Genomic DNA, 21884 nt, shown 5'->3' on the forward strand with positions numbered 1-21884 from the left:
CGATTGTCATACTCACCGTATCCACGAACCTGCACCCGAAGTCCCCACAAGGTGGGGCGAAACCATGTTGGAGCCCCCGGATTTTCCGGGCACACACCGCAGGCGGGCGGCTACCCGATTCTCGACATGTTGATCATCCCTCCAGTACGGTGCCACTCCTCATCCGTTCTAGGCACGATCGGGAGTCGGCTCCAATGGCAGGTTCACTTCTCGACGGCAAGGTGGCGCTGATCACGGGCGCCGGATCGGGCATCGGCGCCGCGACGGCACTGGTGTGCTCCCGCCACGGGGCCAAGGTCATGGTCGCCGACATCGACGAGGACGGCGGGCGGCGCACGGTCGCCGAGGTGCGTGCCGCCGGCGGCGAGGCCGCCTTCGTGTGGGTGGACGTACGCCAGGCCCGCGCCGTCGAGGACATGGTCGGTTCCACGGTCGAGCGGTTCGGGCGCCTGGACTGCGCCGTCAACAACGCCGGCGTGGACACCGCGGGCGACGGCCGGTTCCACGAGGTGAGCGAGGAGTCCTGGGACGCCTCGATGGGCGTCAACCTCAAGGGCGTCTGGTGGTGCATGAAGCACGAGCTCACCCGGATGCTGGAGCAGGGCTCGGGCTCGATCGTGAACGTGGCGTCGGTGGCGGGACTGGTGGGCATCGAGGCTCCCTTCGTGTCGCCGTACATCGCCGCCAAGCACGGGGTGGTCGGGCTGACCAGGGCGGCCGCCCTGGAGTACGCGACCTCGGGGATCCGCGTGAACGCCGTCTGCCCCGGTGCCGTACGCACCCAGATGGTCGACGACCTCATCTCCCAGGGCATCATGACGCTGGAGCAGACGGCGGCCTACCACCCGATCGGGCGCTACGCCGGCCCGGCCGAGATCGGTGAGGCGATCGCCTGGCTGAGTTCCGACGCCGCGTCGTTCGTGACCGGCGTGCCGATGGCCGTGGACGGCGCCATGACGGCCCGCTGAGGCCGGCGATCCGCACCCTGGCGAACAGGCGATCAGACCTGCCGGTCGATGTTAAGAATCATTGACATGATGTCCGTCGCGCTTTACATTGGGTCGTGTTAAAGATTTTTGACACTGCCAAGGTCGCGAAGGGACACATCATGAAGGCAGTGACCTACCACAAGTACGGCGCCCCCGACGTCCTCGGCATCGAAGAGGTCCCCGCGCCCACACCCGGGGACAAGGACGTGCTGATCGAGATGCACGCCGCCCTGGTGACCGCGACGGACGCCATCTTCCGCGCCGGCGAGCCGCTCTTCTCGCGGCTGTTCACCGGCCCCAGGAAGCCGAAGGCCAAGACGCTGGGCGGCGAGTTCGCCGGTGAGGTCGTGGCGGTCGGCAAGGACGTGACCCGCTTCGCCGTGGGCGACCAGGTCTTCGGCGACACCGGTCCGGCCCTGGGCGCCCACGCCGAGCAGGTGCTCGTGTCCGAGGACGGGGCGCTGGCGGTCATGCCGGCCGGCCTGGAGCACGCCCAGGCCGTCGCCGTGCTCGACGGCGTGCTGACGGCCCTACCCTTCCTCCGGGACCACGCGCGCCTGCGCGAGGGCCAGGAGATCCTCGTCAACGGCGCCGCCGGCAGCGTCGGCGCGGCGGCGGTGCAACTCGCCAAGCACTTCGGGGCACGGGTCACCGGCGTGTGCAGCACCGCCAAGCTGGAGCGGGTGAGATCGCTGGGCGCCGACGACGTCATCGACTACACCGAGCAGGACTTCACCCGCGCCGGCCGCACCTACGACGTGGTCTTCGACGCCGCCGGCAAGAGCTCGTTCCCGCGGAGCAAGCGCGTGCTGAACAGCGGCGGCGTCTATCTGTCGACCGCTCCCTCCCCAGGGATCCTGCTGCGCTCGCTCTGGACGCGGAAGTTCGGCGACAAGCGGGCGGTCATCGCCTTCACCGGCCTGCGCCCCGCCACCGACAAGGCCGAAGACCTGCGCCGGCTCACCGAGCTCACCGAAGCGGGGCGGATGCGGCCGGTCATCGACCGCCGCTACCCGCTGGAGGACGCCGCCGAGGCGCACCGGCGCGTCGACTCCGGTGACAGGCAGGGCAGCGTCCTGATCACCACGAAGCACGCGGCGCCGTAGCCGTGATCGCCACCTTGAGCCGCCCCTCGGCGGGGAAGGCGTAACGCCGGTACGCCTCCTCGGCCCGGTCGACGGGGAACACGTCGGTGATGTACGCCTCGGGCAGGCCCGGGTGGTCGAGGAGATACTTCTCCGCCTCGGCCAGGAAACGGGTCCAGTCGAGCGTCGTGCCGCCCTGCATGGTCAGGTGCTTGCGGAAGAACGTCCGCATGGGGATCACGTAGTGGTCCTCCGGCAGCCCGAAGACGAACAGGTGCCCGTGCGGCGCCAGCGCCTCGATCGCGTCCGCCACCACGTCCTGGCGGTGCCCGATGGCCTCGACGCAGAGGTCCGGCCTCCCCGACCGTGCCGACCAGGCGCGGGTGTCCCCGACGAAGAGCTCGTCGATGCCGAACGCCTGCGCCACCCCGGACCGGTCGACCCGATCCACCCCGATGACCGTGGCCGCCCCCATGCTCTTCAGCACGTGGGTGAACAGCAGCCCCAGCGGCCCGAGGCCGAGCACCGCCACCCGCTTTCCGTGGACCGCCGGCACCCGGTCCAGGGTGCTCAGCACCGTGGACAGGGGCTGGACCACGGTCGCGGACACGTCGTCGAGATCGCTGTCCAGCCGGTGCAGCAACCGGGCGGGGGTGACGAAGTACTCGGCCAGGCCGCGGGAGTTCTCCGCGATGCCGACCACCCGGGCTCCGGGAGGGAGCCCTTCGGCGTTGGAGCCGGCCACCTCGCCGACCACCTCGTGCAGCGGCACGCCGACCATGCCGGTGTAGGGGTTGTCCGGGTCGTGCGCGCCGAGGAACTTCGGCACGTCACTGCCGCAGATCGCCCCCGCACGCAGCCTGAGCAGGACCTCGCCGTCCGCCAGGCGGTCGGGCACCGGGACCTCGATCCGCTCGAACACGCCCGGCCCTGGCTGGCGCAGTGCCCACATCGTTCTATCCCTCCCAGAGGACGTCTGATCCCGCCGCGCCGAGCGAGGTGACCCCGCACAACGCCATGGCCATTTCCAGCTCCGTACGAAGTATGTCGATCACGTGCCGGACACCGTCGGCTCCGCCGGCCGTCAGGCCCCACAGCGCCGGCCGCCCGACGAGCACGGCACGGGCGCCGAGCGCGATCGCCTTCAGCACGTCGGTGCCCCGCCTGATCCCGCCGTCGAGCAGCACCGGGACCCTGCCGCCGACCGCGCGGACCACTCCCGGCAGGGCGTCGATCGTGGCGGGGACGGTGTCGAGGTTGCGCCCGCCGTGGTTGGAGACGACGATCCCGGCCACCCCGAGTTCCACCAGCCGCGTCGCGTCGTCGGCGCGCAGCACCCCCTTGGCGACGACCGGCACCCCGGCGTCGGCCACGATGCGGGCGAGGTCGGGCGCGGTGAACCCGGCGTCGAGGGCCGGGCGGTGGATCGAGCGGAGCGCCGGGTCGGGCCGGAGCCCGGCGTACCTGCCGAGCATGGGGTAGCTCATGCCGTCCGGCAGGTCGAGGCCGTTCCAGGACTGGCGGTCGCGGATGCCGGCGACCGGGGTGTCGAGGGTGACGACGATCGCGCGTGCCCCGGCGGCGACCGCGCCGCGCACGGTTTCGCGGACGAAGCCGGCGTCGGGCAGCGGGTTGAGCTGGAACCACAGCGGGCCTGCCGCGTCCGCGGCGAGGTCGGCGAAGGCGGTGGTGCTGTAGCTGCTGACCACGTAGACCGTGCCCGCCGCGCCGGCGGCGGTGGCTCGTTCGCCGCCGGGGTGGAACAGCCGGTGCGCCCCGGTCGGTCCGAACAGGATCGGATGGTCCAGGCGCGAGCCGAGCAGGTCGGCCGTGGTGTCCAGGGCGCGCACGTCGGCGAGGACGCGCGGGGCGAGCCTGATCTCGGCGAAGCGATCGGCGTTCCAGCGTACGGAGTGCTCATCCGCCGCGCCGCCTGCGAGATAGCCGGCCACGTCGGTGCCGAGCGACGCCATCGCGGCCCGCTCGTAGTCACGCAGCGTCCGCAACGTCCGCGGATCGGTGGGAGGCGGATCGGGTGGACGTGGGTCAGACACAGGTGAGCCCGGCCTCTTCGAGGATGACGCGGATGGCGGCCAGGTCACGCGGGTCCTCGACCGGCAGCTTGGGCCTGCGCGGATAGCCGCCCGGCTGGCCGAGCAGGTTCATCGCGGCCTTCAGCGTGGGCTGCATGCCGCCGAAGGCCCAGTTGTAGCCGTCCACCCGGGCACCCAGCATGCCGGTCATGAGCCGTTCGAAGCGATCGGCGATCTCCCCCGCCTCCTTGATGTCACCGGCCCAGGCACGCTCGAAGAACTCCGGCATCTGCCGGCCCAGCAGGAGCCCGCTGCCGAAGTGCCCGTCGCCACCGTAACCCGAGGTGATCAGCGCCAGGCCGAGCCTGCTCAGCAGATGGCCGAAGACGATCAGCCGGTCGCCGACCGCCTCGATGGTGGCCAGCAGCTCCCTGGTGTCGGGGGTGCTCTGCTTGATGGCGACCACGGTGGGGATGTCGGCGAGGCGGGCGATCAGGTCCACCCGGATGTTGTGCGCGTTGTCCTGCGGGAAGTTGTAGAGCCACATCGGCAGGTCGGTGGCCGCGGCGACCTCCTCGTAGTACGCCGTGAGCTCGGCGTCCGTGGGCCTGGCCATCGGCGGCGGCGACGCCATCACCGACGTCGCACCGGCTCCGGCGGCGTGCGCGGCGAGCGCGGCGGCGTCGGCGGCGCGGGAGCACGACACCCCGATGGCGAGGGGCACGCGGCCCGCCACGGTCGACACCGCGATCTCGGCCAGCCGCCTGCGCTCGTCGGCGGTCTGCGCGAACCACTCCCCCGTGCTGCCGTTGACCAGGATGCCGTGCACGCCCTGCTCGACCGCGTGCTCGAGAACCCGGGCGAAGGCGCCCTCGTCCACGGCGCCGCCGGCCGTGAACGGGGTGACGGGAGCGGTCCAGTAGCCCCTCCAGCCGACGTCATTGCGATCCATGAGAACCCCCCCAAGAAGAAGAACAGCGTTACTGGGAATCGGTGCCGCGGGACCAGCGCAGCGATTCCGCGAAGACCCACTGCACGAGCCGGTCGGTGAGGAATCCGCAGGCGCCGAGGCTGACCATCGCGGCGATCACGTAGTCGAGCCTGAACTGGTTGTAGGAGTCGATCAGCACGTATCCCAGGCCGGACTTGGCGCCCAGGATTTCCGCGACGACGACCGTGGTCCAGGCGATGCCGGAGGCGACGCGCAGGCCGGTGACGATGTTCGGCGCCGCGGCCGGCAGCGTCACCCTGACCAGGATGCGGCGCTTGGACGCGCCGAGCATCGCGGCCGCGCGCACCAGGTTGCCGTCGGCCAGCCGTACCCCGCTGAGGGTGTTGACGTAGACGGGGAAGAACGTCGCCAGCGCGGTCAGGAAGACGGCCGGGCTGTCGCCGATGCCGAACAGCAGCAGCGCGAGGGGGATCCAGCCGGTGACCGAGATCGGCCTGATCGCGCTGACCGTCGGGTCGACCAGGCGGCGGCCGGTCGCGCTGGCACCGCTCAGCAGCCCGAGCCCGATGGCCAGGGCGGAGCCGATGCCGTAACCGAGCAGGATGCGGAAGACCGAGGCGCCCATGTGCGCCAGCCAGGTGCCCGAGTAGACGGACGACGGGGTGAACCCGTCCGTGATCCGCCAGCCGAACAGCCAGTCGAGCAGCGCGGCCAGGCAGGACGACGCCGGCGGGAACAGGCCGTCGGCGAGCAGTCGCTGCCGGCCGACGTACTCCCAGATCGCGATCACGATCAGCGGGACCACGAGCGGGAGCACGACCTTGCGGGCGAGCCCGGCGGTCCGGAGTTCGGTGGCCATCACGCTCACGTCACTTCCCCTTTCCGAGCTCGGCGGCGGACCTGCCGGTCACCTTGGACAGCAGGGTGTAGTCGAGCCGGCCCGCCAGCTCGTCCCCGGTGTCGCGCTTGATGATGTCGAGCCGGGTGAGCACCTCGGGCACCGACCTGATCGCCTTCTCGTCCATGCGGAGCGCCGGCTTGATGTACTGCTTGCGCAGCGCGTCGACCAGGCTCTTCTCCTCCGCGACGCCGGTCAGCGCGGAGTAGGTCCGCGCCCACTTCTCCGGGTCGGCGGAGAGCTCCTCGAAGCGGGTGGTGAAGGCGCGCAGCACCCGCTCGGCCTGGTCGGGATGGTCGGTGAGGAAGTCGTCGGCGGCCAGGATGCCACTGGCCACGGTGAACGAGCCGTCGTACATGCCGGCCTGGATCTCCGGCACCTCGACGCCCTGCCCGCCCGCCACGGCCTGGCCGGACAGCGGCGGGAAGGTCGAGATGGCGTCCACGTCGCCGCGCTGGAGCGCGAAGTTGAGGTCGCTGAAGCCCTGCATGTTCACGAACGTCGCGTCCTTGTTGAGGTCGACGCCGTGGTTCTGCATCGCGGTCGCCAGGTTGACGTACTGCGTGGAGCCGCGCACCGAGGCGATCCGCTTGCCCTTGAGGTCGGCCCACGTGGTGATCCCGCTGCCCCTGCGGGCGATGAACACCGAGCCGTGCTCGCTGATCCCGGAGACGAACCTGATCTTGGGGTCGCTGTCGGTGAGCAGCGCGGCCACGTTGTTGTAGCCGACCGGGGCCATCTGGATCGAACCGTTGGCGAGCGCGGTCAGGCTGTCATTGGAGCTCTTGAACGGGACGAGCTCCACGTTGACGCCCTCCGCCTTGAGGCTCGCCCATGGCGTCCACGAGGCGGCGGGCACCCACCCGATGCGCACGGTGGGACCCGACGCGCCCTGGGCCCCGCCGCCCGCACCCGGGCGGCCGAAGGCGGAGGCGCTCACCACGATCCCGGTCAGCAGCGCGACCGCGACGCCCAGCCGCCAGATCCAGCTTTTCGACATACGCGTTTCCTTTTCCGGCTTCCTGCTACGGGCTGCGGATCAGTGGGTCACGGCGGCGCGCTCTTCCTCGTCCCTGAGCTCATGGAACAGCCGGTTCTTCAACTCCACGAAGGCCGGCTCGCGCATCACGTCGTAGCTCCTCGGGCGCGGCAGCGGCACGTCCACCACGGTCTTGATCCGGCCGGGCCGCGCCGACATGACCAGCACGCGATCGCCGAGGAGCAGCGCCTCGTCGATGTCATGCGTGACGAACAGGACGGTCTTGCGGTCGCGGTCCCAGAGTTCGAGCAGGAGTTCCTGCATGGTGATCCGGGTCTGGGCGTCCAGTGCGCCGAACGGCTCGTCCATCAGCAGCACCGGCGGATCGTTGATCAGCACCCGGGCGAGGCCGACCCGCTGCCGCATGCCGCCGGACAGCTCGCGCGGCAGGTGGTCGCCGAACCCGTCGAGGCCGACCCGGCCGAGATAGTGCGCCACCCGGTCGTCGAGCTCCTTGCCGGCCAGCCTGCCCTGCACCGAGGGGCCGAAGGCGACGTTCCTGGCCACGGACATCCAGGGAAAGATGTTCGCGTCCTGGAAGACCACGCCGCGGTCGGGGCCGGGGCCGTCGACCGCCCGCCCGTCCACGGTGACCCGGCCGGCGGTGGGCTCCACGAACCCGGCGATGATGTTGAGCGCCGTCGACTTGCCGCAGCCGCTCGGTCCGAGCAGGCAGACGAACTCCTCGTCGGCGATCTCCAGACCGATGCCGTCGAGGACGCGGACCGGCTCCGCTCGCTTGCCCGGCTGACGAAACTGGACGTCCACCCCATCCAGCACGATTTCCGCCACGCGCGTACCTCCCTGCCACGAATGCCCCGTCATCGGGCTCGTTGGGTGTCAGCCCAAGCTAGGTGCCAGGGGTGATACTCGTCTAATACAAACTTTCAGCGGATTGATGCCCTCAATGTCATCAGACTTCACCTTCCAGCAACTGCGCGCCTTCCTGGCGGTCGCCGACGAACTCAACTTCAGGCGTGCCGCCGAACGCCTGCACACCACCCAGCCCGCGCTGTCCAGGCAGATCAAGGCGCTGGAGCACACCCTGCGCGCCCCGCTCTTCGAGCGCGGCACCCGGCGGGTCAGCCTCACCGCCGCCGGGCAGGCGTTCCTTCCGGAGGCCGGGCGGCTGCTCAGCAACCTCGAGAGCGCCCGCCGCGCCGTCGGCGAGACGGTCAGCGGGGAGCGCGGCGTGATCCGCTTCGGCTACCTCGAACCGGCCGCCTACGGGCTGCTCCCCCTCGTGCTCCCCCGCTTCCGCGCCCGCTTCCCCAAGATCGACCTGGAACTGCACGAGATGCACTCCTACGAGTCGGTACGCCAACTGCGCCGGCGCGCCATCGAGGTGGCCCTGCTACGCCCCCCGGTCGACCAGGACGGCCTCCACCTGGACATCGTCTACGCCGACCGGCTCGTCGCCGCGCTCCCCGAGGACCATCCGCTCGCCGGCCGTACCATCGCCCTGAGCGAGCTGGCCGACGAGTCGTTCGTGAGCTACTCGACCAAGCAGGGCGCCGGGGTGCACGCCGCCGCGCTGCAGGCCTGCGCGGCCGGCGGGTTCTCCCCCACGATCGCCCACCTCGCCAGCAGCACGCCCATGCTCATGAGCCTGGTCGCCGCGGGCCAGGGCGTCGGCCTGGTGCCCCAGCCGTTCACGATGGCGCCGCGCCCGGGGGTACGCTTCGCCGCCCTCACCGACCCGGAGGCCCGCAGCTTCGTCGCCCTGGCCCGCCGCGACGACGACGACAGGGCGACCTACCGGGAGCTACGCGCGATCATCGAACACCACGCCCCCTGACCGCCGGGACTCTCTGCGGGACGCCCGGGCCCGGCGAGCGGCTACGCGGCGGCGACCAGCCGGATCGCCATGTACTGGCGCGCCGGAAGCGGCACCCGGAAGCCGCCCGAGTAGGTGCCGGGCAGCGTTTCGACGGTCATGTTCCAGGTGTCGATCACGTCGACCGTCCAGACCGTGCCGGGCTCCACCGTGAGGTCACGGAAGGACGGCCGGTTGAAGCCGAAGTAGGCGACCAGGTAGCGCGAGGCCACGCCGCCCCAGGGGGTGTCCCAGTCGCCCGGCAGCGGGTCGAGCACACCGGTCGGTGACTCCTCGATGATCCGCTTGAGGAAGGCGATCCGATCCGGGCTGGAGCCGACGAGTTCGCCGCCTTTCGACCACCACAGCTCTTCGCGGTCGTTGAGGTAGGTCTCCCCATGGCCCACGTAGCCGCCGCGCACCGCGCCTTCCCAGAACCGCCGGGTCATCTCCTCGCCCGTGATGTTGCCCCATCCCTGGTCGATGTCGCCCTCGTAGGCGCACTCGTCGATGACGACCGGTTTGCCCCACTGCTCGCGCCACTGGTCGGTGTTCTCGGCGGTGCGGTACACGTCGATGCGCTGCACGCTCGCGTGCGTGATCCACGGCCGGCCGTAGTCGTAGAAGCCGAAGCAGTTGTGGATCGAGAGCAGGTGACCGACCGGGTCCTCCTCGACGACGATCGTGGCCAGCCGCTCCCAGTCGGCGACGGTCTTCGAGAACAGCAGGTCGTACTCGTTCGCGAGCGACCACCAGACGTTCGGCAGCGCCGACAGCCGCCGGACCAGGTAGCGCAGGTACCGGTCGTCCGCGGCGGCGCCCATGTCCGAGAAGCCCCAGCGGTCGTAGGCGTGGAACAGGATGACATCGGCTTCGACGCCGATCGCCGCGAGCTCCTCGATCCGGCGCTCGAAGGCGCGGAAACAGGCGGGGTCGAAGCGCGTGAAGTCCCAGTCGCCGTCGCCGTCGCGCTCGTACGGGTAGAGCGGGGGCTCATTGGCGTTGAAGAGGTACGACTTCGGGAAGACGCCCATCCGGATCTTGGTGAAGGGCGAGCCGGCCAGCGTGCGCAGGGTCTGTTCCTGCAGCTCCTCGCTCTGGTGGGTCCAGGCGTACGCGGTCGTGCCGAGCGGCAGATGACGGGTGCCGTCCGCGTACGAGAAGTGATGCCGGTCGGCCACCCGGACCGGTCCCCGCCCGGCGCCGGCCGCCACGGTGAGCTCCACCGTGACGCCGTCGAGGGAGGGCGTGGTCGCCTCCGTCGTGACGGTCCAGTGTCCGGCCTGGTCGGGCAGCAGCCGGATGCGCCAGAGCCCGTCGCCGTCGTAGAAGCCTCCGAGCCGCCGGGCCGACCCATCGGGGGCGGTCGCGCGTGCGCGCACGTCGACGTCGACGAACGGATTGCCGTGGCCCGGCCCGGCGAGTGCGAGCTCCCAGGTCGCCCACACCTCGCCCGTGGCGGGTGCGGAGATCACCTGGGCCGAACCGCGCGGCGTGCCGGCCGGCTCGTGGTGGGGGTCGGGCGCGATCGCCGGCGGGTCGGTGCGTACACGCGGGGCGCCGGCGTCGAGTGCGGCCAGCTCGCGCCACAGGTCGTCGAGCTGCGCGGGGGTGAGCCGGGCGTGCGGGCCGGCGGCCGTGATGTCGCCGAGGGCGCGCCGGCTCAACTGCACGAGCAGCGGCGAGTTCACGACCCCGGGCAGCACGCGCCGGACGATGCCGCGGGCCTCGGCGTGGTCGAGGAGGTCGGCGAGCGGGGTGTGCGGCCCGAATCTCCGCTCGTTCATGCCGGGCCGCCCGGGGTGACGGAACCGCCGGCGTGCGGTGGCGGTGGCGGGGCCGTACCGAGGAGCGACCACAGGTAGTCGAGGTGCTCGGCCATGTCGATCGAGCGGTCGTACTGCCACTGCTGCTGGAGGCCGTCCGCGACCGCGATCAGGATGCGGGACAACGTCCCGGCGTCGAGCCCGGGGCGCAGCTCGCCCGCGCCGGCGGCGTGTTCGATGTCGGCGCGCACGTTTCCGGCGACCCGGCGGAAGCGCTCGCCGAAGTAGTCGTGGGCGGGGTGCTCCGGGTTGACTCCTTCCTGGACCAGCGCCGAGTACAGCTCCACGAGGCCGGGCACCTCGCTGTTGTGCCGGACGATGCGGGTGATGCGCGGACCTGCGTCGTCGCCGCTCGCGAAGGAGGCGGTGTCGCGTTCGTCGCGGCGGCGGAGCACTTCGGTCAGGAGGTTCTCCTTCGAGCCGAAGTGGTGGAGCAGCCCTGCCTTGGTGATGTTCGCCGCGTCCGCGATCTGCTGGATGCTCGTGTTGCCGTAGCCGTTCGCGGCGATCAGTTCCAGCGCGGCGTCGAGGATCTCCCGGCGTTTCGCCCGCCCCTTCTCGTAGGGGCCGGGGCTGTCGTAGGGACGGGGGCGCGACGGCGTGGGCGCTTCCCTTTCGAGCAACGGTGTTCCCTTCATCTCAGGTCCGTGGGGTCCCGGCGATGCTGCTGGCAGCGTATCCGGCGCGGAACAGTGCGTCGGCGGTGTCACCGGGGACGTCCGGAAGGCTCGTCTCGACCGCGGCCATCGAGCGCGGCACGTCGAACGGCAACCGCCCCTCCGGCTTCGCCACGCCGAGGACGACGTCGAGCACCGCGCGATCGCAGGCGCCGAACTCGGCCAGCACCGTGATCCCGGCGTCGAGGAACGGCGTGAGGATCGCGGGCCGGTCGAGCCGCACCACGAGAGCCGTCGGCGCCATCTCCGCGAGGGCGAGGATCCGGGCGACGTCGGCGGCGGCGAACTCGAGGCTGCCGGCGTGAAAGCCGCTCTCCAGCATGTACGCGTCCCGCTCCTCCCACGGCGCCGCGATCCGGACCACGACCAGGTCGGCGGCGCGCGGGTCCGCGACGATCTCGGTGCCCCCCGTCGCGGCCGCCGGGTCGAGACCGTCGAGGTGGAGCCGTGCCCGCCGCGCCGGCAACGCGTCGAGCGGGGTGAGCGCGACCATGGCGCGGGCCTGGGCCGCCAGCCCCTCGGCGACGAACCGGGGCGCGCCCACCACGGCGGCGGCCTCGTCCTCCGAGACGAACGGGTCGTCGAACAGGCCGAGATCGAACTTTACCGCGAGCAGCCGGCGCGCGGACTCGTCGATCCGCGACTCGGGGATGTCGCCGCTTTCGACGAGGTCGATGAGGATCTCGACGCACTCCTCACCGCCGAGCTGGTCGCAGCCCGCCGCCACGATGCGGCGTACGCGCTCGCGAGCCGTGAGCTCCTCGGCGCCCCAGGCCCGTGCGGGCAGGCCACGGCTCCCGTCGCGTGACAGCGCGTCGGTGACCAGGCCCCAGTCGCTGCACACCACGCCGTCGTAGCCGAGACGCTCGCGCAGGAGACCGGTGATGATCTGCCGGTTGAAACCGAAGCCGATCTCCTCGACCGGCTCGCCCGCCAGCTCCAGGCCCACCGGTATCCCGTAGTACGGCATGAGCCCGGCGGTGCCGGCGGCGATCGCCGCGCGGAAGGGCGCGAGGTGCTCGTCGAAGCGTCCGCCGGGGTAGACCTGCTCGCGCCCGTAGGGAAAGTGGGGGTCCTCGCCGTCGCGCTGCGGCCCGCCGCCGGGAAAGTGCTTCGTGACGCAGGCGACGCTGCCGGGGCCGAGGGCCGCGCCCTGGAACCCCTCCAGGTACGCCACGACGAGGCGGCCGGCGAGTTCGCCGTCCTGGCCGAAGGTCGTGTACTGGCGCGCCCAGCGCGGCTCGGTCGCCAGGTCGATCGAGGGATGCAGTGCCGCCCGGATGCCGAGGGCGAGGTACTCCCGTCGTGCGACGTCGCCGAAGCGGCGGACGAGATCGGCGTCGCCGATGGCGGCGAAGCCGATCTGGTCGGGCCAGGCGGAGAGCTCGGCCGCCGCGAAGGAGGCGGCGGCGTTGTGCTCGAAACCGTGGCGCGGGTCGGTCGACAGGGTGACCGGGATGCCGTGCGGGCTCCGCGCGGCGAGCTCCTGCAGCGCGTTCTGCCAGCGCGCCATCTCGCGTGACCCGGGCATCTCGGTGACGTTCAGGTGGGTGATGAGCTTGCCGCCGACGAGGCCGGCGGCCCCCGCCCGGCCCGGCCGGATCGGCACGTCCGAGACCTGGCCGTCGGCGGTCGCGACCACCTGGGTGTGGAACATGAGGCCGGCCTTCTCGGCGAGCGAGAGGCGGGCGACGAGGTCGGCGACCCGCTCGGCCGTGGGGAGCCGCGGGTCCTCGTAGGGCTCCATCGTGCCGTTGCCGTTCAGGTCTCTGAAGCGGGTGCCGTTCCGTGCGGTCAGTGCGTCAGCGGGGGTTGCCGGCGAGGCAGGTGGCATGTGCGACTCCAGCTTCGTTGGTCACGCGAAGCCCGGCATGTCCGGGCATCGTTGACATACTTACCATTGGTCAGTATTTTTCCCTAACTGTTGGTCACACGCCACGGTGACAACGTTGGGAGCCCTCGCATGACAGTCCCCACGACGAGCTTCGACGGGTACGTCGCCGCCCCGTTCCGCCCGCTCATCGACGGCGTCGCCGAGGAGTTCCGCGACGACGACGTCCAGATCGCCGCGTACGTGGACACGGAGCTCGTGCTCGACGTCGCGATGGGCCCTGAGATCACCCGGGAGAGCCTGCTCGTCCCCTACTCCGTGTCGAAGAACACGATCGCCGTGAGCATCGGGCTCCTCCTCGAACGCGGCCGGATCGACCTCGACGCCCCCGTGGCGCGGTACTGGCCCGAGTTCGCCGCCGCCGGCAAGGCCGCGATCACCGTCCGCCAGGTGCTCTCCCACCAGGCCGGCCTGCCGCAGGCCGTGCCCCGCCTGACCTACGACGAGCTCGCCGACACGGTGCGCGGCGCCGAGCTGCTCGCCGCGCAGCGCCCGCTCTGGCATCCCGGCTCCGCCTTCGGCTACCACGCCGTGACCATCGGCGTCCTCGGCTCCGAGATCGTGCGCCGCATCACCGGGCGTACCCTCGCCGAGTTCTACGAGCAGGAGATCCGCGGGCCGCGTGGCCTCGACTTCTATCTAGGGCTTCCCGAGGAGCTCGAACCGCGCGCTCTCGACCTGCTGCCGATGCGCCCGGCGATCTCCGGCCCGCCCGCTGCCGGCCCGCCCTTTCCCCGTACGCCCGGCCAGCTCGGCGGCTACGTGATGGCGGGCGGCGCGGCACCCGCGAGCGAGGACGAGCGCCGCCGCCAGGCCCGGCGCGACCGCGCCGTCGGCATGCCGGCCGCCGGCGCGAGCGCGTCCGCGCGCGGCATCGCGGCCCTGTTCGCGGAGAGCACGGTGGGCCTCACCGGCGCGCCGCTGCTGTCCGCCGGCACCATCGCGCAACTGGCCCAGCCCCAGGTGGCCGGCATCGACGAGGTGATCGGGATCGAGCGGCGCTACGGCATCGTCTTCCAGAAGCCCGTCCCGGGGCTCCACTTCGGCGGGTTCCGCGCGTTCGGCCACGACGGCATGGGCGGCGCGCTCGGCTTCCACGATCCGGACACCGGAATCAGCTTCGGCTACATCGTCCGCCGCATGCCATCGCCCGGCGGCTGCGACGCCCGGGCCCTCCGCATCGCCCAGGCGATGCGGTCGATCGTCCTGCACGCATGACCACCGTCCTGCACGCATGACCGCCCTCCTCCACGCATGACCGCTCGGCCGCCGAGCAAGGACCGGCCACGCCGTCGCCGCCGCGCCACGGGCTGACGTGGCCTACAAGGGAGAATTCATGCACATCCGTACCGTCGCGGTGGCCCTCGCCGCCGGCGTCACCATGAGTGTCGGCGGCTGTGCCGGCACCGAGCCGCAGAGCGCCGGCGGCGCCGCCACCAGCACGCTGACCCTCGGCAGCATCATCGCGCCGCAGACGTTCGACCCCGCCGGCGTCGGCGACGCCAACTTCGTCCCCTACGCCCAGGCCGCCTACGACTCGCTCATCCTGCGCAAGCCGGACGGCACCTATGCCCCCATGCTGGCGACCGACTGGAAGCTCGCCGCCGACAACACCTCGATCACGCTCAACCTGCGCCCCAACGTCACGTTCAGCGACGGCACCCCCTTCGACGCCGAGGCGGCGAAGGCGAACCTCGAGCACTTCCACGAGGGCACCGGCCCGCTCTCCAGCGAGCTGGGCCTGCTCGACTCGGTCAAGGTCGTCGACGCCGACACGGTCACGCTGACCTACGCCTCGCCCGATCCCGACATCCTCTACAACCTCTCGGACGCGGCCGGTCGCATGGCCAGCCCCGCCGCGCTCAAGAACCCGCAGAGCCTGGCCACGAACCCGGTCGGCTCGGGCCCCTATGTGCTCGACACCGCCGCGACCGTGCAGGGCTCGACCTACACCTTCACCGCGCGTCAGCAGTACTGGAACTCCGGGCTGCAGAAGTTCGGCAAGGTCGTGTTCAAGATCTTCCCTGACGAGGTGTCGCTGCTGAACGCGCTCCAGAGCCGCCAGGTGGACGCCGCCAACCTCACCGGCGCCGACAACCGCAAGGCCGCCACCGCCGCGGGCATCAAGCATCTGACTCCGGACACCGGCATCTCGTGGACGGGCACGATCTTCTACGACCGCACCGGTTCGATCGTCCCGGCCCTCGGGGACAAGCGGGTCCGCCGCGCGATCGCCATGTCGTTCAACGTGCCACAGATCCGCAGGGCCCTGATGGCGGACACCGGCGTGCCCAACGCCCAGGTCTTCCGGCAGTCCTCCCCCGGGTACGACGAAGCCCTCAACAGCGCGTACGCCTACGACGTCGCCGCCGCGAAGAAGCTCATGGCGGAGGCGGGTCACGCGGCCGGCTTCGACCTGACCCTGCCGATCAACGCGAACACCACGCCCGCCGCGATGGAGAACTACAAGAACAGCCTCGGCGCGCTCGGCATTCGCGTGAAGTTCGACAACCTCGGCACGATCCCGCAGTACTTCGCCGGCCTGCAGAGCGGCAAGTACGCGATGTCCCCTGCCATCTTCGGCGCGGGCCCGACCGACTGGAAAGTGATCAACAACTACCTCGTCGAGAAGGCCACCTGGAACCCGCTGCACACGACCGACCCCGAGCTGGCCAAGCTGATCAAGTCCTACCCGGCCGCGGCCGAGAAGGACCATGCCAAGATCATCGGCGAGATCAACAGGTTCCTCGTCGACAACGTCTGGTTCGACCCCTGGCTGTTCCTCGAGGAGCAGTACTTCGTGGCCGGCCCTGTCAGCGTGACGCTGCAGAAGGACCAGAACATTCCGTCGATCTACAACTACGCGCCCGCCGGCGAGTAGGAACGCGCCGTCTCCGGACGGGCCGGCCTCGGTCCGCCCGGAGACGGCGCCGGAAAGGCAGTCAAGTTGTTGGCGTTCCTCGCGAAGAGAACCGGCGCGGGTCTGTCGGTGCTCCTGGTGGTCCCATCCCTCACGTTCCTGCTCATGTACGGCAACGCGGCCAACGCCGCACGGCAGATCCTGGGTGAGAACGCGACGCCCGAACAGATCGCCGCCAAGTCGGCCGCCCTCGGTGTCGACAGACCGCTGTTCGTGCAGTTCATCGACTATGTGGGGCAGTTGTCCGTGGGTGACCTCGGCCGCTCCTGGTTCACGGCGGAGCCCGTGGGCTCCCTGCTCACCAGCCGGGCCACCGTCACCCTCACGGTCGTGATCGGCTCGATCCTGGTCTCGACGCTGCTCGCCTTCGCCCTGGGCGTCACCGCCGCGCTCCGCCGGGGCGCCGTCGACATCGCGCTCCAGGTGCTCGCGATCGTCGGCTTCGCGGTGCCGGGCTTCTGGCTCGCGCTGCTGCTCGTGTCGGGTCTCGCGCTGCAACTGCGGCTCTTTCCCGCGACGGGATTCGTCCCCTTCACCGCCTCGCCCGGCCAGTGGCTGGCGTCGATCACCCTGCCCGTCGTCGCACTCATGGTCGGCGCCGTCGCCGGGGTGGCGCAGCAGGTGCGCGGCGCCGTGATCGACGTCCTCGAGCAGGACTACGTACGGACGCTCCGTGCGCGCGGCCTGCCGTCCTGGCGGGTCGTCGCGCACGTCCTGCGCAACGCGAGCGCGCCGGCGCTGACGGTCGTCGCGCTCACCTTCATCGGCACGCTCAGCGGTGCCGTCTTCGTCGAGCGCATCTTCGCGCTCCCCGGGCTTGGCCTGGCCGCCACGAACGCGGCGGTCAACGGCGACGTGCCGGTCATCATGGGCGTGGTCCTGGTGATGACCGCCATCGTCGTGCTGGTCAACCTCGTCGTCGACCTCGCCATCGGTCTTCTCAACCCGAAGGTGCGCCTTTCATGAGCCAGATCGTCTCGATCCCGGCCCTCCCCGCGGCCCCGGCGCGGCGTGGTGTCATCGGCAAGGTGCTGCACGACCCCCTCGGGATCATCTCGCTGGTGGTCCTGCTGCTCATCCTGCTCGCGACCGTGCTGGCGCCCGTGCTCGCCCCGCAGGACCCGGGCCGGTCGTCGCTCGACGACATCTTCGCGCCGATCTCCGCCGCGCACCCGCTCGGCGGCGACAGCGCCGGCCGCGACCTGCTCTCCCGGCTGCTGTACGGCGCCCAGGTCAGCCTGCTCGGCGCGAGCATCGCCCTGCTCACCTCGCTCGTCATCGGCCTGCCGGCGGGACTCATCGCCGGCTACTACGGACGGACGTTCGACTCGGTCTCCTCGTGGGCCGCCAACCTGCTCCAGGCGCTGCCCGCGATCATCGTCCTGCTGGCGCTGCGCACGGTGTTCGGCCCCTCCATCTGGACGTCGATGGTCATCTTCGGCGTCATGCTCGCGCCCGGCGCCTACCGCCTGGTACGCGCCACGGCGAGCGGGGTGCGCAACGAGCTCTACATCGACGCCGCCCTGGTGTCCGGTCTGAGCGACACCAGGATCATCGCCCGGCACATGCTCCGCGTCGTACGAGGCCCGCTCATCATGCACAGCGCGATGGTGCTGGCGATCTGCATCAACATCCAGGCCGGACTCGAGTTCCTCGGCTTCGGCGACCCGCAGACCGCGAGCTGGGGCTCCATGCTCAACGAGGGCTTCCTCAACATCTTCCAGGCTCCGCAGATGCTGTCGTGGCCCGGCCTCGCCCTCTTCCTGACCTCGGCCGCCCTCGCGCTGTTCGCCGGCAGCCTGCGGGACGCCCTGCAGGCGGGCACCGCGAAACCGGCCCGGCGCCGCCGCGTCGCCGCTCCCCCGGCGGGGACCGCACCGGACGCGCCGCCCTCCGGCCCGCCGGCCGGGAACGGGGAGAGCCCGCCGGACGCGCTGCTGTCGATCCGCGGCCTGCGCGTCGCCTACGGCGGCGGCTCGGTCGAGGTCGTGCACGGGGTTTCGCTCGATGTCGCACGCGGCGAGGTCGTCGGCCTGGTCGGCGAGTCCGGATCGGGTAAGACCCAGGTCGCGCTCTCGGTGCTCGGCCTGCTGCCCACCGGCGGCGAGGTCACCTCCGGGGCGATCGCGCTCGCCGGCGAGCCGCTGCTCGGCCGCCCGGCGTCGTTCCTGCGCACCGTGCGCGGGCGGCGGATCGGCTACATCCCGCAGGAGCCGATGAGCAACCTCGACCCGTCGTTCCGGGTCGGCAACCAGCTCAGCGAGGTCGTCCGGGTGCACCTCGGTCTCTCCCGCGCGGCGGCGCGTGACCGCGTGCTCGACCTGCTCGCCCGGGTCGGCATCCCGGACCCGGCGCGCACGTACCGCGCCTTCCCGCACGAGATCTCCGGCGGTATGGCGCAACGGGTCCTGATCGCCGGGGCCGTGTCCTGCGACCCCGAACTGCTCATCGCCGACGAGCCGACCACGGCACTCGACGTCACCGTGCAGGCCGACATCCTCGACCTGCTCCGTGACCTGCAGCAGGAGAAAGGTCTTGGCGTGCTGTTCGTGACGCACAACTTCGGTGTCGTGGCCGACGTCTGCGACCGCGTCCTCGTGATGCGGCAGGGCGAGATCGTCGAGGACCGGCCCGCCCAGGAGATCTTCGACACGCCACGGCACGACTACACCCGGTTGCTGCTCGGCTCGATGCTCGACGGGCGGCCGGCTCGGCTCGCCCGCGCGGCGGCTACGGGGGACGGTCGTGCCTGAATCACTGCTCGAGGTCCGGGACCTCGTCGTCGAGTACCCGTCGAAGGGGCTCCGCTCGAAACCGTTCCGCGCCCTGCACGGGGTCTCGATCGACGTGCGGCCCGGCGAGACCGTCGGTCTGGTCGGCGAGTCGGGCTCCGGCAAGACCACACTCGGCCGCGCCATCCTCGGCCTCGCTCCGGTGACCGAGGGCTCGATCCGGTTCGAGGACCGCGAGATCGGGCACGCCTCGCGCCGCGACCGTCGCGGGCTCGCCCGCGACCTGCAAGTGATCTTCCAGGACCCCTACACCTCGCTCAATCCGAGCATGACGGTCGGCGACATCCTCACCGAGCCGCTCTGGGTCACGGGCGTCAGGCGTCAGGCCGCCCAGACCCAGGTACGCGAGCTCCTCGACAAGGTCCGGCTGCCGAAGGACGCCGTGGACCGTTACGCGCGGGAGTTCAGCGGCGGCCAGCGCCAGCGGGTCGCCATCGCCCGGGCCCTCGCGCTGCGGCCGAAGCTCGTCGTCTGCGACGAGCCCGTGTCGGCACTCGACCTGTCGACCCAGGCGACCGTGCTCGACCTGCTGATCGAGCTGCAGGAGTCGCTCGGTGTGGCCTACCTGTTCGTGTCGCACGACCTGGGCGTGGTGCGCTACATCAGCCATCGGGTGGCCGTCATGTATCAGGGCCGGCTGGTCGAGGAGGGGGACGGGGACGTCGTGACGTCGAGCCCCGAGCATCCGTACACCCGGCGCCTGCTGCTCGCGGCCCCCGTCCCGGATCCGAGCCGGCAGGCCGCCAACCGGGCCGACCGCCACCGGCTGCTCGCGCAGCAGGCGGAGCTTTAGGGCCGGCACCTGCGTCTTCCAGGCCGTCGCGAACCTCGTGACGGCCTGGAAGACGCCTGCGCGTTCCCGGCGTGGAGCCCTCAGGCGCCGGGGAAGTACTGCGTCCAGCCGGGGCCGAGCTCGATCCGGCTGGCGAAGTTGTTGGCGCCCCTGCCGTTCCAGACCTGGAGGTGGTCGTTGAGGACGGCCGCCATGTCGGTGTGGCCGTCGCCGTTGACGTCGCCCAGGTTCATGAGCGTGCCCGCGTACGGCGTCCAGCCCGGGCCCAGGGCGATCGCGCCGGAGAAGTTGTTGGCGCCCCTGCCGTTCCACACGTGCAGGGTGCCGTCCCTGACCGCCGCGATGTCGCCGATGCCGTCGCTGTTGAAATCGCCGCCGATGGGCCGGCTGTAGACCGACCAGTTGGCGCCGACCTCGATGCGGCTGGAGAAGTTGTTGGCGCCTCTGCCGTTCCACAGGTGCAGGTGGTCGTCGGCGATCGCGCCGATGTCGGTGTGACCGTCGCCGTTGACGTCGCCCAGGTTCATGAGCGTGCCCGCGTACGGCGTCCAGCCCGGGCCCAGGGCGATCGCGCCGGAGAAGTTGTTGGCGCCCCTGCCGTTCCACACGTGCAGGGTGCCGTCCTTGACGGCCATCAGGTCGCTGATCCCGTCGCCGTTGAAGTCGCCGGCGATCGGCCTGCTGTACTGCCCCCAGTTGGCGCCGATCTCGCCGCGGGCGGTGAAGTTGTTGGCGCCCCTGCCGTTCCACACGTTCAGCGTTCCGGTGGCGGCGGAGAAGATGTCGCCGATGCCGTCGGAGTTGAAGTCCGCGCCGGACAGGCTGGGCTTCCGGCAGCCGTTGAGGCTCTCGACGTTGCGCCACTCGCCGCCCGGGGCGGGTCCGTACGCTCTGCCGTCGAACCTGGCCGTGACGCGCTCGGCACCCTCGAAGCCCCAGCTCGCGGACCCGTCGCCGTTGGCGTCGTAGCCCTGCTCGTAGTGCAGGTGCGGGCTGCCGTTCGAGGTCGGCCCGGTGTGCCCGACCCGGCCGATGTTCTGGCCCCGCGTGACCTGGTCGCCCACGTCCACGGAGCGCGACTGCAGGTGGAGGTAGGTGGTGAAGTGGCCGCCGCCGTGATCGATCTGGATCACGTTGCCGGCGTTGGAGTGGTAGAAGGACTGGTTCACCCTGCCGGCGGCGGGCGCGACCAGTTGCGAGCCCTCGGTTGCCGACTGTGGCTCACGGACCATGTCCAGTGAGGGGGCGTGTGTCGAGTCCCAGGTGTTCAGGCGCCACTTCTGGCCGCAGGGGAAGGGCAACTGGAAGTCGGGGGCCGCGGCGGCGGGGGTCGATGCCGTGACCAGGCCACCGGCGACGACCGCGAGGAACATGGCTGCGCCGGCTAAGCGTCTTTTCAGCACGTCGTACCTTTCGCAAAGGGATTTGCGGAGAAGGCCCGACACTCGGGAGCAGGCTCCGTCGCGCGTGTCGAGACGTTACCCGACAGTAGGTACCGTGGGTATGCGCCGGGTATGTCGCGACCAGCCCTCTTACGACGAAGGACGAGCGGGAGCAGTGGCGGCGCGGCCCGGCTGGGCGGCTCGTGGGCGCATGATGAGCGCGGCGACATGGTACGAGCAGGGAATCGGGCCGGCATTGGCGTAGGCATGGTCGACGTCGGCGGCGAAGTAGACCGAGTCGCCTTGGTTCAGCTCGATGGCCCGGTCGCCGATGGTCAGCCGGAGGGTGCCGGATTCGACGACGACGTACTCGTGCGAGCCCGGAGCGTACGCCGCGAACCGCCCGGCGTCGCAGCCCACGGGCAGCAGGGTGCGGATCCATTCGAAATTCACGCCGGGGACCACGGGCGTGACGATCGTCCGGCGCCACCCGCCGGGCTCGTCGACGGTGTCCTGGTCGGCGGCACGACGTACGATGACGCGATTGTCCTCGAGCCGGGCGACCAGTTCGGCGAGCGGCACGCCCAGGCCGTCGGCGATGCGGCCGAGGATGACGATCGTGGGGGCCTTCCGGCCGCGCTCGACCGAGCTCAGCATGCTCACGCTGACGTCGGCCGCCTCGGCCAGCTCTTGAAGGGTCAGGGCCCGGCTGTGCCGAAGCTCCTGGAGCCGGCCGCCCAGAGCCACAAGATCCACCATTTACGCTATAATAACACGGAATTTCGCTATAG

19 protein-coding genes are annotated in these 21884 nt (G+C 71.0%); 8 read left to right on the top strand and 11 right to left on the bottom strand.

Going from position 1 to position 21884, the window contains the following annotated elements; all coding sequences use genetic code 11:
- Positions 1-194: 194 nt before the first annotated feature.
- Positions 195-968 (top strand): glucose 1-dehydrogenase, encoded by a 774-nt coding sequence (locus AB0I15_RS16845; RefSeq protein ID WP_358095608.1) that lies wholly within the window; start codon positions 195-197, stop codon positions 966-968.
- Positions 969-1108: 140 nt separating this feature from the next.
- Positions 1109-2095, top strand: a complete 987-nt coding sequence (locus AB0I15_RS16850; RefSeq protein WP_358095610.1) for an NAD(P)-dependent alcohol dehydrogenase — start codon at positions 1109-1111, stop codon at positions 2093-2095.
- Here the strand turns inward: AB0I15_RS16850 and AB0I15_RS16855 are convergent.
- The 6 genes from AB0I15_RS16855 to AB0I15_RS16880 are packed head-to-tail and all read right to left on the bottom strand — an operon-like array spanning position 2070 to position 7788.
- The gene (locus AB0I15_RS16855) at positions 2070-3026 is read right to left on the bottom strand and encodes a zinc-binding dehydrogenase (RefSeq protein WP_358095612.1); all 957 of its coding nucleotides are present in this window, start codon (positions 3024-3026) and stop codon (positions 2070-2072) included. The two genes, AB0I15_RS16850 and AB0I15_RS16855, sit on opposite strands and share 26 nt — an antisense overlap.
- A gap of 4 nt (positions 3027-3030) precedes the next feature.
- Entirely contained in the window at positions 3031-4080 is a 1050-nt protein-coding gene (locus tag AB0I15_RS16860) for an alpha-hydroxy acid oxidase (protein ID WP_358095614.1), read from the bottom strand.
- 40 nt (positions 4081-4120) lie between these two features.
- Positions 4121-5059, bottom strand: coding sequence for a dihydrodipicolinate synthase family protein (locus tag AB0I15_RS16865; RefSeq protein WP_358095616.1), 939 nt, complete (start codon positions 5057-5059; stop codon positions 4121-4123).
- Positions 5060-5087: 28 nt separating this feature from the next.
- Complete coding sequence (locus AB0I15_RS16870) at positions 5088-5918, bottom strand: ABC transporter permease (RefSeq protein ID WP_358095789.1); 831 nt, start codon at positions 5916-5918, stop codon at positions 5088-5090.
- Between the two features lie 10 nt (positions 5919-5928).
- Positions 5929-6957: an ABC transporter substrate-binding protein gene (locus tag AB0I15_RS16875; protein WP_358095618.1), complete on the bottom strand. Its 1029-nt coding sequence runs from the start codon at positions 6955-6957 to the stop codon at positions 5929-5931.
- A gap of 39 nt (positions 6958-6996) precedes the next feature.
- Positions 6997-7788 carry an ABC transporter ATP-binding protein gene (locus tag AB0I15_RS16880; RefSeq protein WP_358095620.1) on the bottom strand — a complete coding sequence of 264 codons (792 nt, stop codon included), beginning with the start codon at positions 7786-7788 and terminating at the stop codon, positions 6997-6999.
- Between the two features lie 115 nt (positions 7789-7903).
- Here AB0I15_RS16880 and AB0I15_RS16885 point away from each other — a divergent pair, with 115 nt between their 5' ends.
- Positions 7904-8794, top strand: coding sequence for a LysR family transcriptional regulator (locus tag AB0I15_RS16885; RefSeq protein ID WP_358095622.1), 891 nt, complete (start codon positions 7904-7906; stop codon positions 8792-8794).
- A 41-nt stretch (positions 8795-8835) separates the two neighbouring features.
- On the opposite strand, the gene AB0I15_RS16890 is transcribed toward AB0I15_RS16885, so the two are convergent.
- Genes AB0I15_RS16890 through AB0I15_RS16900 form a run of 3 tightly spaced genes read right to left on the bottom strand, consistent with a single transcriptional unit; the run spans position 8836 to position 13149 of the window.
- The gene (locus tag AB0I15_RS16890; RefSeq protein WP_358095624.1) at positions 8836-10599 is read right to left on the bottom strand and encodes a DUF5605 domain-containing protein; all 1764 of its coding nucleotides are present in this window, start codon (positions 10597-10599) and stop codon (positions 8836-8838) included.
- On the bottom strand, positions 10596-11261 hold the full coding sequence (locus AB0I15_RS16895; RefSeq protein ID WP_358095626.1) for a TetR/AcrR family transcriptional regulator: 666 nt from the start codon (positions 11259-11261) through the stop codon (positions 10596-10598). Before AB0I15_RS16895 ends, AB0I15_RS16890 begins: the two co-directional genes overlap by 4 nt.
- A gap of 16 nt (positions 11262-11277) precedes the next feature.
- Positions 11278-13149, bottom strand: a complete 1872-nt coding sequence (locus tag AB0I15_RS16900; protein ID WP_358095628.1) for a glycoside hydrolase family 3 N-terminal domain-containing protein — start codon at positions 13147-13149, stop codon at positions 11278-11280.
- 129 nt (positions 13150-13278) lie between these two features.
- Between AB0I15_RS16900 and AB0I15_RS16905 the strand changes: the two genes are divergently transcribed.
- From AB0I15_RS16905 to AB0I15_RS16925, 5 genes are all read left to right on the top strand, one after another.
- Positions 13279-14424, top strand: a complete 1146-nt coding sequence (locus AB0I15_RS16905; protein ID WP_358095631.1) for a serine hydrolase domain-containing protein — start codon at positions 13279-13281, stop codon at positions 14422-14424.
- 118 nt (positions 14425-14542) lie between these two features.
- Positions 14543-16087, top strand: a complete 1545-nt coding sequence (locus tag AB0I15_RS16910; protein ID WP_358095633.1) for an ABC transporter substrate-binding protein — start codon at positions 14543-14545, stop codon at positions 16085-16087.
- 69 nt (positions 16088-16156) lie between these two features.
- The gene (locus tag AB0I15_RS16915; RefSeq protein ID WP_358095635.1) at positions 16157-17092 is read left to right on the top strand and encodes an ABC transporter permease; all 936 of its coding nucleotides are present in this window, start codon (positions 16157-16159) and stop codon (positions 17090-17092) included.
- Positions 17089-18879, top strand: a complete 1791-nt coding sequence (locus AB0I15_RS16920; protein WP_358095637.1) for a dipeptide/oligopeptide/nickel ABC transporter permease/ATP-binding protein — start codon at positions 17089-17091, stop codon at positions 18877-18879. Before AB0I15_RS16915 ends, AB0I15_RS16920 begins: the two co-directional genes overlap by 4 nt.
- Positions 18872-19711 carry an ATP-binding cassette domain-containing protein gene (locus AB0I15_RS16925; protein ID WP_358095639.1) on the top strand — a complete coding sequence of 280 codons (840 nt, stop codon included), beginning with the start codon at positions 18872-18874 and terminating at the stop codon, positions 19709-19711. Before AB0I15_RS16920 ends, AB0I15_RS16925 begins: the two co-directional genes overlap by 8 nt.
- An 80-nt stretch (positions 19712-19791) precedes the next feature.
- Here the strand turns inward: AB0I15_RS16925 and AB0I15_RS16930 are convergent, their stop codons facing one another.
- Positions 19792-21084 (bottom strand): FG-GAP-like repeat-containing protein, encoded by a 1293-nt coding sequence (locus tag AB0I15_RS16930; RefSeq protein ID WP_358095641.1) that lies wholly within the window; start codon positions 21082-21084, stop codon positions 19792-19794.
- 159 nt (positions 21085-21243) lie between these two features.
- Positions 21244-21852 (bottom strand): XRE family transcriptional regulator, encoded by a 609-nt coding sequence (locus tag AB0I15_RS16935; protein WP_358095643.1) that lies wholly within the window; start codon positions 21850-21852, stop codon positions 21244-21246.
- Positions 21853-21884 lie beyond the last annotated feature (32 nt).

Source organism: Nonomuraea sp. NPDC050643 (genome assembly GCF_040654715.1).
Classification (GTDB): Bacteria; Actinomycetota; Actinomycetes; order Streptosporangiales; family Streptosporangiaceae; genus Nonomuraea.